12 protein-coding genes are annotated in these 13,363 nt (G+C 60.7%); 8 read left to right on the forward strand and 4 right to left on the reverse strand.

What is annotated here, in order from left to right:
• Positions 1-6: 6 nt before the first annotated feature.
• Positions 7-1,038 carry a hydroxyacid dehydrogenase gene (locus tag NKH59_RS10290; protein WP_353021701.1) on the reverse strand — a complete coding sequence of 344 codons (1,032 nt, stop codon included), beginning with the start codon at positions 1,036-1,038 and terminating at the stop codon, positions 7-9.
• A gap of 175 nt (positions 1,039-1,213) precedes the next feature.
• On the opposite strand from NKH59_RS10290, the gene NKH59_RS10295 reads away from it, so the two are divergent.
• Both NKH59_RS10295 and NKH59_RS10300 read left to right on the forward strand, forming a co-directional pair.
• On the forward strand, positions 1,214-2,650 hold the full coding sequence (locus NKH59_RS10295; protein ID WP_353021755.1) for an aldehyde dehydrogenase family protein: 1,437 nt from the start codon (positions 1,214-1,216) through the stop codon (positions 2,648-2,650).
• Between the two features lie 37 nt (positions 2,651-2,687).
• Positions 2,688-3,269 (forward strand): DUF1349 domain-containing protein, encoded by a 582-nt coding sequence (locus NKH59_RS10300; RefSeq protein WP_352767256.1) that lies wholly within the window; start codon positions 2,688-2,690, stop codon positions 3,267-3,269.
• A gap of 40 nt (positions 3,270-3,309) precedes the next feature.
• On the opposite strand, the gene NKH59_RS10305 is transcribed toward NKH59_RS10300, so the two are convergent.
• A complete protein-coding gene (locus tag NKH59_RS10305; protein WP_352872246.1) occupies positions 3,310-4,062 on the reverse strand; it encodes an SDR family NAD(P)-dependent oxidoreductase in 753 nt (250 codons plus the stop codon).
• A 340-nt stretch (positions 4,063-4,402) separates the two neighbouring features.
• Between NKH59_RS10305 and NKH59_RS10310 the strand changes: the two genes are divergently transcribed.
• Positions 4,403-5,674, forward strand: a complete 1,272-nt coding sequence (locus NKH59_RS10310; RefSeq protein WP_352454701.1) for an O-antigen ligase family protein — start codon at positions 4,403-4,405, stop codon at positions 5,672-5,674.
• 125 nt (positions 5,675-5,799) lie between these two features.
• On the opposite strand, the gene NKH59_RS10315 is transcribed toward NKH59_RS10310, so the two are convergent.
• Together NKH59_RS10315 and NKH59_RS10320 are read right to left on the reverse strand one after the other, a co-directional pair.
• The gene (locus NKH59_RS10315) at positions 5,800-7,011 is read right to left on the reverse strand and encodes a polysaccharide biosynthesis/export family protein (RefSeq protein ID WP_352540403.1); all 1,212 of its coding nucleotides are present in this window, start codon (positions 7,009-7,011) and stop codon (positions 5,800-5,802) included.
• A 204-nt stretch (positions 7,012-7,215) separates the two neighbouring features.
• The gene (locus tag NKH59_RS10320; RefSeq protein WP_023676307.1) at positions 7,216-7,893 is read right to left on the reverse strand and encodes a sugar transferase; all 678 of its coding nucleotides are present in this window, start codon (positions 7,891-7,893) and stop codon (positions 7,216-7,218) included.
• 558 nt (positions 7,894-8,451) lie between these two features.
• Here NKH59_RS10320 and NKH59_RS10325 point away from each other — a divergent pair.
• The 5 genes from NKH59_RS10325 (at position 8,452) to NKH59_RS10345 (ending at position 13,335) form a co-directional block, all read left to right on the forward strand.
• A complete protein-coding gene (locus NKH59_RS10325; RefSeq protein ID WP_352469919.1) occupies positions 8,452-8,772 on the forward strand; it encodes an exopolysaccharide production repressor protein in 321 nt (106 codons plus the stop codon).
• 455 nt (positions 8,773-9,227) lie between these two features.
• Complete coding sequence (locus NKH59_RS10330; protein WP_353021703.1) at positions 9,228-10,250, forward strand: glycosyltransferase family 2 protein; 1,023 nt, start codon at positions 9,228-9,230, stop codon at positions 10,248-10,250.
• Between the two features lie 269 nt (positions 10,251-10,519).
• Positions 10,520-10,894: a hypothetical protein gene (locus NKH59_RS10335; RefSeq protein ID WP_352540404.1), complete on the forward strand. Its 375-nt coding sequence runs from the start codon at positions 10,520-10,522 to the stop codon at positions 10,892-10,894.
• A gap of 157 nt (positions 10,895-11,051) precedes the next feature.
• Positions 11,052-11,918 (forward strand): endo-1,3-1,4-beta-glycanase ExoK, encoded by an 867-nt coding sequence (gene exoK, locus NKH59_RS10340; RefSeq protein WP_352681439.1) that lies wholly within the window; start codon positions 11,052-11,054, stop codon positions 11,916-11,918.
• A gap of 85 nt (positions 11,919-12,003) precedes the next feature.
• A complete protein-coding gene (locus tag NKH59_RS10345; protein WP_352469923.1) occupies positions 12,004-13,335 on the forward strand; it encodes a UDP-glucose dehydrogenase family protein in 1,332 nt (443 codons plus the stop codon).
• Positions 13,336-13,363 lie beyond the last annotated feature (28 nt).

The raw sequence follows: 13,363 nt of genomic DNA on the forward strand, positions 1-13,363 counted from the left end.
GACGGCCTAATTCTTGTCGACCGGCTTCGAACGCATTCGCGAAACGGTCTCACGCTCGGCCCGCTTCGAACGCATCGGCGGCAGGCCGCGGTCGACCAGGTCCATGTCTTCCAGCACCATGTCGCCCATCCGCTTGAAAGCGATGTCGAGCGCACCCGCCCGGTGGGCGGAGCGCAGGAACCCCGGCAATGTGCGGACCGGGTGATCCTGGGCAAGCGGCTCCTCAGGAAAAACATCGCTGGCGGCGACGATATGGCCGCTGCGGACGACGTCAATCAGTGCCGGGAAATCGACCACGCCGGCTCGGCTGAGCAGGATGAAAGCGGCTCCCTTGCGCATCCTGGCAAACGCCTCGGCGCCGAGGAAGCCCTGGTTTTCGCTAGTCACCGAAGCGACGACGAAGACGAAATCGCTGTTCGACAGAACGTCGTCGAGAGAGGCGGGCTCGACGCCGTTTTCGATCAGGATCGACGGCGGCAGCCACGGGTCGAAGACTTTTGTCCGCGTGCGAAAGCCTGACAGCAGCCGGTTGAGCGCACGGCCAAGATCGCCGAAGCCGATAATGCCGACATCCGCGCCGGAAAGAAGCCGCGCCGCCCGGTTGCCGTCGCCGCCCCACAGCTCCTTGCCCTGACGAAAGGCGAGGTCGGCGTCGACGATGCCGCGGGCGAGGTTGAGCGCCATGGCAAGGCCGAGCTCGGCCACCGGTTCGGCAAACACCAGCCCGGTGGTGACGACATGGATGCCGCGCGAAAACAGCGTCTCGTAGGGCATGTTGTTGATGAGGTTGCTCTCGACATTGAAGATGCAGCGCAGCGCCTTCATTTTTTCCAGCGTCTCCGGCGTGATAGGTGGCTGGCCGACGATGTAGCGCGCCTCGCCAAGGATATCGGCCGGCAGCGCCGCCACCGCTTCGGGCGATATTTCGACGATGCGGTATTTCGATCGAAATTTCGCCAGCGCAGCCGGCGTGAAGATCAGGTCGAGCGTGCGCGGTTCGGGTGCGCTGATCACCAGCGGCAAGGCGCTGTCGGACATGATGCTTTCCTCCCGTGCGATCGGCGTCGCACCACACTGGAATCGTCTTTCCCGCCCCGACACCTATCACATGCCTGTCGAGGAGGAGAAGTTTGCCTGGCTTCGGCCTTGCGGTGCGGCGGTCGGTGGTCCAGATAGACGGCGATCGAAGGACGACAAGGAAGACAGCGACATGATCCCGTTTCGAAAGAACCTCATCGATGGAGAGTGGGTAGGCGATGCCGGCTCCCGTAACATCAACCCGTCCAATCTCGACGACGTGGTCGGCGAATATGCATCGGGAGGCGCCGAGCACGCCCGGCAGGCCATCGCGGCGGCGAAGGCGGCATTTCCGGCGTGGTCCCGATCGGGCCTGCTGGCCCGCCATGCGGTGCTGAGGAAGGCGTCGGACGAGATCACCGCGCGGAAAGATGAAATCGGCCGGGCGTTGGCGCGCGAGGAAGGCAAGACGCTGGTCGAGGGCATCGGCGAGACTGTCCGCGCCGCCCAGATATTCGACTTCTTCGCCGGCGAGACGCTGCGCCTGTTGGGCGAGCTGGTGCCGAGCGTGCGGCCCGGCGTCGGCGTCGAGATCACCCGTGAAGCGGTCGGCGTCGTCGGCATCATCACGCCGTGGAATTTTCCGATCGCCATTCCGGCTTGGAAAATCGCTCCGGCGCTGGCCTACGGCAACACCATCGTCTTCAAGCCGGCGGAACTCGTTCCGGAGAGCGCCTGGACTATTGTCGACATCCTGCACCGCGCCGGGCTGCCCAAGGGTGTGCTTAACCTGGTGATGGGCAAAGGTTCGGTGGTCGGCCAGGCCATGCTCGACAGTCCTGACCTCAACGCGATCACCTTCACCGGATCGGTCGGCACCGGCAAGCGCGTCGCCGCCGCCAGCGTCGAGCACATGCGCAAGTTTCAGCTCGAAATGGGCGGCAAGAACCCGCTTGTCGTGCTCGACGATGCCGACCTTGCCGTCGCTGTCGACTGCGCCATCAACGGTGCCTACTTCTCGACCGGCCAGCGCTGCACGGCGTCGTCACGGCTGGTGGTGACGGACGGCATTCACGACCGCTTCGTCGAGGCGCTCAAGGACCGCATGGCCAAGTTGGTCGTCGGCGACGCTCTCGATGCCAAGACCCAGATCGGGCCGGTTGTCGACCAGAGCCAGTTGAAACAGGACGAGGACTATATCGCCATCGGACGTCAGGAAGGTGCCGATCTCGCCTTCGGCGGCGAGCGGCTCGATCGTGAAACCCGCGGCTTCTATTTGCAGCCGGCGCTGTTCACCGAAACCACCAACGCCATGCGCATCTCGCGCGAGGAGATTTTCGGACCGGTCGCCAACGTCATCCGCGTCAAGGATTATGACGAGGCGCTGGCGGTGGCCAACGACACGCCGTTCGGCCTGACCTCCGGCATCTGCACCTCGAGCCTCAAGCATGCCACGCACTTCAAGCGCAATTCGGAAGCCGGCATGGTCATGGTCAATCTGCCGACGGCGGGCGTCGACTTCCACGTGCCTTTCGGCGGGCGCAAGGGATCGAGCTACGGCCCGCGCGAGCAGGGCCGCTATGCCGCAGAGTTCTACACCACGGTGAAGACCGCTTACACGTTTTCCGGCTAAGAAAAGGCGGCAGACCAGCCAGGCAGCGAGCAAGTCGATGGCATCTGAGAATACGGACCTGACCTGGCTCAATCCGCCGCCGCACCACGCCTTCGGCAACAATACGGTGCATGTACGGACCGGCGAGGAGACCGACTTCTGGCGCGAGACGTTCTACGGCTTCTGGCGCGACAATGGCCATTTCCTCTATCGTGAGGTCGAGGGCGATTTCAGCGCCGAAGTCACGGTCAAGGGGCACTATGAGGTGCTTTACGATCAGGCCGGGCTTATGGTCCGCCTGAGCGAGACGCACTGGATCAAGGCCGGCATCGAATACACTGACGGGCTGATGTATTTTTCCGTCGTCGTCACCAACGATGCCTCCGACTGGTCGCTGGCCAGCATTCCGGCCGATCCGGACGGGGTCAGGATCCGCCTGACTCGCCATGCCGAGACGATCCGCGTCCAGTATCGCGACGCATCCGACAAGCACTGGAAACCGGTGCGGCTTGCCTATTTCCCCCCGTCGAAAACGGTCGATGTCGGCATGATGTGCTGTTCGCCGCAGCGCGAGGGCTTCGAGGTGACATTCAGCGATTTTTCGATCGGCCCGCCGATCTCGCGAGAGCTTCACGACTAAGGCGCCGCGATCCGGTCGCGCGGTTTGCGTCCGGCCTGCCTCAGTAGGTCGCCCGGCCGCCGGAGACGTCGAAGACGGCAGCCGTCGTGAACGAGCATTCCTCGGACGCGATCCAGCAAATCAGCGCCGCCACCTCATCGACCTCGCCGAACCGCGCCATTGGTATTTTGGACAGCATGAAGTCGATGTGCTGCTGGCTCATCTGCTGGAAGATCGCGGTGCGCACGGCCGCCGGCGTGACGCAGTTCACCGTCACCCCGGTCTTGGCCAGTTCCTTGCCGAGCGACTTGGTCATGCCGATCACCGCCGCCTTGGAGGTGCTGTAGGCCGAGGCGTTCGGGTTACCTTCCTTGCCGGCAATCGAGGCGATGTTGACGATCCTGCCGTAATTGCGTTCGAGCATATGCGAGACCAGCGCCTTGTTGCAGAAGAAGACGCCGTTGATGTTGATGTCGATGACCCGGCGCCAATCCTCTACGGAATACTCCCAGGTCGTCATGTTCGGTCCGGTGATGGCAGCACTGGTGACAAGGACATCGACCGCGCCAAGCGCTTCGATCGTCTCTCCGGCGGCGGCTTCGACCGCTAGGGGGTCGGCAACGTCGAGGGTCACGCTGTGCAGGCCTGGAACAATGGCCTTGGCCTGCTCGATCTGGGCGGCATCGCGATCCCATACCGAAACACGCCCGTCTTCGTCGGTGATCCTTTGCGCGACGGCCAGGCCGATGCCTGAGGCGCCGCCGGTGATAACGGCAGATCGTCCGGCAAATCGTCCCGCGAAACTCATCGGCATGTGTCTTCCTCCCAATGGGCGGCGAATGTGAAGTCAACGGCGGACAAGTTCAAGCGCGGACTTGCAACCTCAGAACAGCTTATGATGGGCCAGCACCGGTCAATTGTACGGCACTGCCTTCTGGCCAAATCGTCTCGCCCGTATGGAGAGCCCGATACGGAGAGAACGGCTGGAACGACGCACCCGGTTGGCATCCGGGTGACAGGCTGCGCCGGATGGGTTATATTGCACTGCACAATGCGAGCGCCTGCAGGCGAGGCTCCCATCGATCCGACGAATCGGCCCACGAGCGGCCCATGAAATCGGCATTGAGCTGCAAGGACGGAAAACCGCTATCGAGATGAAGATTCCAAAATCTCTGTTGATCGATCCGGACAAGAACACGGTCTACGGCAGCTTTGCCGTTGCCGTCTCGATCTGGGCGTTTTCCTACTCGACCATTTTCGGCCAGGCCATGATCCTGGCCTACTATGCGGTCTGGCTACCGCTCATCCTGGTCGACTACCGCAAGATATTAAGGCACGCTTCCAGCGCCTGGCTTCCGCTGGCCTTCGCAACCTATGTCTGCTTCTCGGTGTTCTGGTCGGCAGCTCCCGGCACCACGGCAAGGACGGCCGTCCAATATTGCTCCCATATCGCCTGCGCCTACATTGCCGCGCGCACCGTCAGCGTCCGGACCTTGACCATAGGTGCCCTGATCGGGATTTTCGTCGTCCTGCTCTACTCGCTCAAGGTCGCGAGCTATTCCTACGACGTTCTCGATGGGACGTATAATTTCGTCGGCGCGTTCAGCTCCAAGAACCAGATCGGCTTTGTCGCATCGCTTGGCATCTATTTCTGCGTTGTCTACCTCGCCTTTCTCAGGCGCGGCCGGATAAGCTGTTTGTTGATCGTACCGATTGTCCTTCTATCGGGCTATCTGCTGGTGGTGTCGCATTCCGCCACTTCGATGGCATCTACCCCCGCGGTTCTCGCTCTGGTCGCCCTGCTTTCCATCGGCAAGCTGCTTTCGCTCCGCCATCGCCGGGTGATTTTCATGATCGGTGCGGGCGGGCTGGTCGCCTGCACCGTGATTGCGCTGAATCTCGGGCTGATGGACTTTGTCCTTGGCCTTTTCGGCAAGGATTCGACGCTCACCGGACGAACCTACCTCTGGCAACAGGGCTGGAATGCCGCGCAGCAATCGCCCATCCTCGGCGTCGGCTACGCGGCTTATTGGGTGCAGGGCTTCTCCGAGGCCGAGCGGCTGTGGAACGAATTCTATATCGCCGCGCGAAGCGGCTTCCACTTCCACAACACCTACATCGAGACCTTGGTGGAACTCGGCTTCGTCGGCGCGACACTGCTTTCGCTGATCATCCTGCGCACGCTCTGGGGTCATGTCTCGGCGCTGATATTCAGGACATGGCAAGCCGAGTCCGTGATTCTTGCCGGCGTCATGGTGCTTCTGTTCATCCGATCCTTCGTCGAGGTCGAGACCCTCAATCCCTACATCATGGGATCGTTCCTGCTGTACTACAGCTACTTCAAGCTGGTGAGGGTGCCGGCCGTCGCTCCTTCCCGGTGGAGCGCCGTGAACCATCTAGAGGAACCGGACGCCGTGCGAGGCTAGAGCGGGCGGATCCAGGCGGTTCGTTGCCCGAAGGCCGGCTTGTTTTCTGATCCATAAGATCCCAAACGCAAAAACCCCGCAGACCGCTGCCTGCGGGGTTGGTGCTTTGCTCCGGTGGAAAGAAGCTACTGGATGGCCAGGGGCGCCGGTTTGACCTTGATCACGTCCCCTGGCAGCACCGGCGTGTCTTCATCGGCGGTGATTTCGCTGGTCTTGCCGTCGACCACCCGCACCAGGGAAAATGATAAGGCCGCTGGTTCGTTGTTGCCGTAGAATTGCGGCATGGGGCTGCCCGACAAGGCTTCGGACATCAAGGCCTTTTCCATATTCAGCTTCAGCGTCACCTCGTTGAGATCGGCTTCCGTCTGTTGCCGGTCGGTCGCGAGGCTGGAGTTCTGGGTATTCTCGAGATCGATGGCGTCCTGGGTGGCCTTGCTGATCGACTGCTTGGCCGTGAGAATCGCCGTTTCGTAATCCAGGATCTGGCCCTCGAGGTCGGCGATGGTTTGCTGCGAGTTCAAAACCCGCGTGTTGACGACCAGGCCCTTTTGCGCCAGCGAGCCGATGCCGTTGAGCTGCTCCTTCGCCAGATCAACCTGCTTCTGCTGGTTGACGATCTTCTTCTGCAGCGAATCGATCTCGCTCTGCAGCAGCGCCTTCAAATCGTCGAGCGCCTGCAAGCGCAGCTTGAGTTTCTTCTGGTCGGCCGCCAGGATCGCCGTCTCATCGGCAACGATGCTGGGCAGCTTCGGATCGTCGGCCACCTCTTTCGGCACCGCGAATGCCGGCTTGTCCGCCAGTTCCGCTTCGATGCGGGCGCGCTTGACGGTCAGCCTGACCAATTGGTCTTGTAATACGTCGAAATTGCCCTTCGCATTGATCAGGTCGCGGTCGTAGCGCTGCCCGCTCTCCGGGTTCCGCCGGGCTCCGCCGGCAATGCTCATCGCTTTCAGCACGGACAACCCAGGCACACAAGGATACTGGCCGGGCGATTGCACCTCGCCGGAGATGTAGAATGGCCGGTACTGTGCCATTTCGACGGAAGCCTCCGGCTTGTCGGCCAGAGCGAGCTTGCGCTGCAGCGCCTCGCCGAGCGATGCGGCGATCTCCGAAGTCGTCTTGCCGGATGCGGGCATCTCGCCGACGAAGGGAACCGACAAGGTTCCAGCGGGCCCGACCGTGTATTCTCCATTGATGGCCGACCAGTCACGGAACGTGCCTTCGACGGTCTGCCATTCCGCCACGCGAATGGTCAGCTTGTCCTGTGCTCCTAGGCGATAGTCGTCGGCGAAGGCAAACTGTGGCAAGGCTAGCGACAGCGTCAGGCCGGTCGCCATTGTAAGGCAAGTCGTCAAAAGCCGTACTCGCCGCATGCGTCTGGAGAGAATACCGGTGCAAAAAATATCGATTATATCTGCTTTCAACTGAGCGTTTCCGATCTGGTTTGCCCCGCCCGATGAGCTGCCGATGCCTGAGTTAGGGGCCTGAGTTCCAGGCCCGAATTCTGGACAGTCGCTCGATGCACGGCCAGCAAGCGGCCGTCAGTAGCAGCCTCGCGACATCCAGACCGCGGGTACGGTCTTGATGATGATGCGGATGTCTTCGAACATCGACCAGTTCTCGACATAGTGCCTGTCGAATGCGACGCGGCTGTCATACGAAACATCGTTGCGTCCGCTGACCTGCCACAGCCCTGTCAGGCCGGGGCGCGATTTAAGATAATAGACGGCCGAATTGCCATAAATCTCCAGCTCATCGCGCACCACGGGACGAGGCCCGACCAGGCTCATATCCCCCTGCAGGATGTTGATGATCTGCGGCAACTCATCGAGGCTGAGCTTCCTCAGCACCGCTCCGACGCGCGTGATCCGCGGGTCGTTCTTCAACTTGCGGGTCGCTATCCATTCGGCGTTGGCCTCCGGATTCGCGGCGAGATAGGCAGCAAGCACCCGCTCGCCGTCTGGAACCATGGTGCGGAACTTGAGGCACGGAAAAATCCGTCCTCCGCGGCCGATCCGGCTGTGACCATAGAAAATCGGCCCGCCATCGGAAAACCTGACAAGCAGCGCTATCATCACGAACAGCGGGCTGAGAGCGACCAGGCCGATCAGCGAACCGACAATATCGAAGCTGCGTTTGAGCAGGCCGCCAATCGGTGGCGGAAAATCGACGCCGGCCTGCGAAAAATCCGCATCGGCCGGCTTGGCTACGTCCCTCATGCGTAAACTCCATACGTTGAACGGATGGTTTACCGCACGATACCAAAAAAATGTTGCAGCGCAACACACAATTTCCCAGACGGCTGTAATAGTCGCGTCATGAACTGACTAAATAATAAACTCGTCCTGCACAAAATTTCGCCTTTATGTCGCAAAAGAGACAGATTATGGGCAATTTTGGAAAAACTAGTCCAATTTTGGGGCTGATTTTAGGCGAATCGCTCTTTATACCCTCCTGTGGAGCTTTGCCGTCATTTAGAATTTCAAGATAATGACTGATGTTATGCTAAAATACTATTCAATATTATAAATCTTACTGGAGCGAGTCGATATCCGGCAATCAGTGGTGATGCCGACGTGTGCGTTGCACCATGGCAGAGTCGATCCCGAGGATTCGTTTAAAATTTATTGCGCAGCTGCCCTTGCCGCCTATTGCGCGGCTCAATAGAGTTGCAAATTGTTTCTGTCGGACTATGGACAGATTGGGCTAGGCCGGAAGCAACCGGCCAGAAGCGGGCAACCTAAATAAGCTCGCAGAGTTTAAGGGAGGTGCTCGGGGTGGGCTTGTCGACATTTTTTCCCGAGCCGGTTGATGGGCTATCGGGTATGTCACTGCCAAAGTTCATTATCGGAATGTGTTTTGCGCTGGCGATCGTGATCGTCTGGTCCTATTTAGGCGGCGCGTCGCTCGGTACGACGCTGTTTCGTGTCATCGGCTGCGCTATAGTCATCCAACTGGGTTATTTTCTGCTGGTCTTTGCCATGGTTGCCAGAAATGCCCCGACCCCGGCCGACAAAATCCGCGACGCTGAACGAAAGCTGAGTTCGAACGAAGCGGCCGAAGCCGAGAAACTCAGCGCCAGGAGAGGCCTTCACTGATTTCGGGCCTGGCCGCGGTCTGCGATGTCCATGTGACCTGTGGTTAAGCTCGCCGGTCCCCTGACGAATTGCTCGCCTCAACGACACCGGCAGTCGGCATTCCTGTTCTTTCAATTCCTTGACACTGCGGGCCTCGACGCGCTCGCTCCGCCCCGCCGCCGTCGGGTCGGCGAGGATCAGCAACTGGTTTCTGCCAGTTGAGCGCTCTGATGGAGCGTGTAGGAACGGCTCTGCCAAGCGGCGCATTTCTGGAGCCGTCCCGATTGAGGCTCGCCGCCTGCCCAACCGGGCCATGACACCCAGCAAAATGAAAAACTGGACGGCGCCGATGATTTTGGCGATGCTTGCTTCGCAATTGCAGCATAGGCGTTTGGGCCGATGCATTTCAGAATGGGCGGTGGGGCATTGAGCGGACGGGGCGAGGAAATCCGCGACGGCTTCTGCAACCGAGAGGCATGTCCATGACATCATTCCAGGTCTGCGTGATCATCGCCGCCCGCAATGCGGCGCGGACAATCCCGGCTGCCATTGCATCGGCATTACGCGAGCCTGAGGTTGCGGAGGTTGTCGTCGTCGACGACGCGTCCACCGACGATACCGCGAAAGTCGCCCACGCGGCCGGTGACGGCACGGGCCGTCTTTCCGTCATCCGCTTCGACGTCAATCGCGGCCCATCCTTTGCACGCAACGCCGCGATTGCCGGTTCCAGGTCGCCGTTCATCAGCATTCTGGACGCTGATGATTTCTTTTTCGAAGGCAGGTTTCACAGACTGTTCGCCGGCACCGATTGGGATTTCGCCGCAGACAACATCATGCTTGTCAGGGATGACGCGGCAACCGACGTTTCGAAAATCGTGGCTCCACCGTTCTCGCCCGAGCCGGAATTCCTCGATTTCGAGGGTTTCATCGACGCCAACATCTCCAGTCGCCGTGTGCAACGAGGGGAGCTGGGGTTCCTCAAACCCGTGATCAGCCGCGCCTTCCTCGATCGGCATGGGCTGCGCTACGAAGAGAAGCTGCGCCTGGGTGAAGACTATGAACTCTATGCGCGCGCGGTTGCCCTTGGCGCGCGCTTCAAGGTCATCAAATCCTGTGGCTACGGCGCGATCGTGCGCGCCGATTCGCTGAGCGGACGGCACGAGACTCAGGACCTGAAGCATCTGGCCGATGCCGACCTGGCACTGCTTGCGATCGACAGTTTGCCGGAGGCATCGAAGGCTGCGCTGAGAAGGCACGAGCGGCACATCCGCGACAAATACCGGTTGCGGAAGTTTCTAGACGTGAAGGCTGAGCGCGGGTTGGCACCGGCCGCGGCCTACGCCTTGGCCGGCTCGTCCAACCTCACAGCCGTCGTCCGCGGCGTTGCCTCCGACAAGCTGGATGCGCTGTTTCGCCGCGCTGGTCTCGCTGCGAAGCGTCAGCATGTGCCGCCGCTACGCTTCCTAATGGCCGGAACCAGCACGGCCAACGAAAGCTAGGCACGTCAACGTGCGATGGCGGTAGCCACTCCCTTACCCTTCGGTCGGCTCGCACCATTTCAACGAGATTCATGAGTTTACGATCTAGGTGGTTGCCTATGCGCGCAGGGAATGGCAATCTATGTTGCGGTGCAGCAATTTTGGACGGCCAACCGAACTGGCCCGAGACATACCCTGTCGGAGGAGCTGGACGATGCAAGAAATGTCTTTTGAATGTGGACGGGCACTAAGGCCGTTCACCAGCTCGACGATGATGGGGCGCTGACTGCATGGCCTCGATCTTTCGCTTCCGGTCGAGAGATCCCGCGCGCGACACGCAGACCGACACCTCGCGCCTTGATCGGTTGGCAAAGCTGCTGGACCAGATCTCGGCCGAAGTCGAGGCGGAGAAGAGCGGCCTTGAGAACCGCTACAGGACAACGGCTACCAATGCCGCCTTTCTGGTTGAGGCGATGGAGAACGGAGCGGTCTCCTCTCGCAGGTCTTCCGAAGTCGGCGAACTGACCAGGTCGATTCTGAATTGCGAGCGGCGCATCGCAGCGCTGTCGCGCCAGATGCAGAAGATGAAGGATCTCCGTCATTCGCTGGATGAAATCTTCGAAGAGAAGCGGCAGAACGGTCCCGACATAAGGACCGATTTGTGAAGCCCGCCGATTCCGGCACAGGCTGAGCGAACACCCGGGTCGGCGCAATGGTTTTAGGCACAACACGGAGCTTGGGAGCGACAGAGGTCAAGATCAGGTTGTTTCGTCACGGTTCGAACGATCGCTTTGGGGGCGCACAGCACAAGGTGAGTTTGATATGAACGCAGATCTTAAAAGCACGCCCGCCCCGGCAACCGGAGGCACCCCGTTCACGCGCCCGATCCCAGGCAAGCTGCGGCGGCTCCGTTCAGACGGCGCGTTTCTGCTGGTCGTTCTCGGCAGTCTGGTTGCGGGCCTGGTGCCCGCCGGCGCGCAGGATCTCCCAACCGCGCCGTCCTTTGTCGATGATTTCACCAGCCTCAGTCGCGCGCGCTGGTACATTTCCGACGGCTGGACGAACGGCAAGCATCAGAACTGCACCTGGTCCAAAAACCTGATCGGGCTTTCCGACGGCATGCTGACGCTCGGTTTCGAGAAGCGCAAGCTGAAGGATCGCGAATTCGCCTGCGCCGAGATCCAGACCAAGCAGCGCTTCGGCTACGGCACCTACGAGGCGCGGATGAAGACCGACACGGGCTCTGGCGTCAACGCGGCATTCTTCAGCTTCGTCGGCGATGCCGACAAGCAGCCGCATGATGAAATCGACTTCGAGGTGCTGACCAAGGACACGTCCAAGGTTCAGGTCAACGCCTACATAGCCGGCAAAGGCAAGAACGAGAAACTGGTCGACGTCGCCGGCGGCACCGACAAGGCCTTCAACGACTACGCCTTCGTCTGGGAAAAGGACCGGCTGCGCTGGTACGTCAACGGCAAGCTTGTCCACGAGATCACCGATCCGGCGAAGCTGCCCACCCATTCGCAAAGGATCTATTTCAGCCTGTGGGGCAGCGATACGATGAAGGGCTGGATGGGGCCGTTCTCGGATCCGGGCCGCAAGCTCACCATGCAGGTGGATCGTGTTGCATTCACCGCACTTGGCCAGCCCTGCCAATTCCCCGAATCGCTGGCATGCAACACAAACTAGAAGCGCATCTGAACCGGCCGGGCCGAAGGTGGTCGGAAAACCGAAGCTAGAACAGGCCCGAAGCCTTGAACAGGGATGAAACCGAATGAATTTGACTGTCTTTGGAATCGGCTATGTCGGTCTTGTACAGGCGGCGGTGCTTGCCGAAGTCGGCCATCAGGTGGTCTGCGTCGACATCGATGCAAAAAAGGTCGAGCGGCTCAACCAGGGTCATGTCCCGATCTTCGAGCCTGGGCTCGAAAACATCGTCAAGGAGAACCATGCCGCCGGCCGCATCAAGTTCACCACCGACGCCGCCGCGGCGATCAAGCATGGCCAGATCCAGATGATCGCCGTCGGCACGCCGCCGGGCGAGGATGGTTCGGCCGACCTCAAATATGTGCTGGCCGTCGCCGAGGCCATCGGTCGTGAGATGGACGAGCCCAAGATCGTCGTCGGCAAGTCGACCGTGCCCGTCGGCACCTGCGAAAGGATAAAGGCCAGGATCGCCGCAACGCTGAAGGCGCGCGGGCGCGAGGATCTGGCTTTCGACGTCGCCTCCAATCCGGAATTCCTCAAGGAAGGGTCCGCTGTGAGCGACTGTATGAAGCCCGACCGCATCATCGTCGGCACCAGCAACGAGGACACCGAGGCGGTGATGCGCGAGCTCTACGCGCCGTTCAACCGCAACCACGAAAAGATGATCGTCATGGATGTGCGCAGTGCCGAGTTCACCAAATACGCGGCCAATTGCATGCTGGCGACCAAGATCAGCTTCATGAATGAAATGGCCAACCTGGCCGAGCAACTGGGCGCCGACATCGAGGAAGTCCGCAAGGGCATCGGCAGCGACCCGCGGATCGGCTACCACTTCATCTATCCGGGCCTCGGCTATGGCGGCTCGTGTTTCCCGAAGGATGTGCGTGCCCTGATCAAGACCGCCGAGGCCGTCAAGTTCGACGCCAAGCTGCTGCGTGCCGTCGAGGAGCGCAACAACCAGCAGAAGTCGGTCCTGTTCGAGAAGGTGGACCGCTATTTCAAGGGCAATCTCAAAGGCAAGACATTTGCGCTGTGGGGCTTGGCCTTCAAACCCAATACCGACGACATGCGCGAGGCCCCGGCCCGCACGCTGATGGAAGCGCTCTGGGCCGCCGGTGCCAATGTCCAGGCCTACGATCCCGAGGCGATGCAGGAATGCCAGGCGATCTACGGGCTGCGCGACGACCTGCAACTGTGCGGCACCAAGGAGGCCGCGCTGCGAGGCGCTGATGCGCTCTTGATCGTGACCGAGTGGAAAAGTTTCAGCGCGCCGTCTTTCGATGCGCTGAAGAACGCGCTGACCACGCCCGTTATCTTCGACGGACGCAATCTCTACGACCCCAAGGTCATCGCCCGCCACGGCATCGAATACCACAGCATCGGCAGAATGGCGGCGTGACGCTAGGGCGGTCCAGCAAGGAGCCAGG

It is taken from the genome of Mesorhizobium sp. M0998 (assembly GCF_040318885.1).
In the GTDB taxonomy this organism is placed as follows: Bacteria; Pseudomonadota; Alphaproteobacteria; order Rhizobiales; family Rhizobiaceae; genus Mesorhizobium.

Excerpts from the sequence above, each read along its gene's own strand:
- NKH59_RS10290 (WP_353021701.1), bottom strand. The coding sequence starts at position 1,038 with ATGTCCGACAGCGCCTTGCCGCTGGTGATCAGCGCACCCGAACCGCGC.
- NKH59_RS10300 (WP_352767256.1), top strand. The coding sequence starts at position 2,688 with ATGGCATCTGAGAATACGGACCTGACCTGGCTCAATCCGCCGCCGCAC.
- NKH59_RS10305 (WP_352872246.1), bottom strand. The coding sequence starts at position 4,062 with ATGCCGATGAGTTTCGCGGGACGATTTGCCGGACGATCTGCCGTTATC.
- NKH59_RS10310 (WP_352454701.1), top strand. The coding sequence starts at position 4,403 with ATGAAGATTCCAAAATCTCTGTTGATCGATCCGGACAAGAACACGGTC.
- NKH59_RS10315 (WP_352540403.1), bottom strand. The coding sequence starts at position 7,011 with ATGGCGACCGGCCTGACGCTGTCGCTAGCCTTGCCACAGTTTGCCTTC.
- NKH59_RS10320 (WP_023676307.1), bottom strand. The coding sequence starts at position 7,893 with ATGAGGGACGTAGCCAAGCCGGCCGATGCGGATTTTTCGCAGGCCGGC.
- NKH59_RS10330 (WP_353021703.1), top strand. The coding sequence starts at position 9,228 with ATGTCCATGACATCATTCCAGGTCTGCGTGATCATCGCCGCCCGCAAT.
- NKH59_RS10335 (WP_352540404.1), top strand. The coding sequence starts at position 10,520 with ATGGCCTCGATCTTTCGCTTCCGGTCGAGAGATCCCGCGCGCGACACG.
- exoK (WP_352681439.1), top strand. The coding sequence starts at position 11,052 with ATGAACGCAGATCTTAAAAGCACGCCCGCCCCGGCAACCGGAGGCACC.
- NKH59_RS10345 (WP_352469923.1), top strand. The coding sequence starts at position 12,004 with ATGAATTTGACTGTCTTTGGAATCGGCTATGTCGGTCTTGTACAGGCG.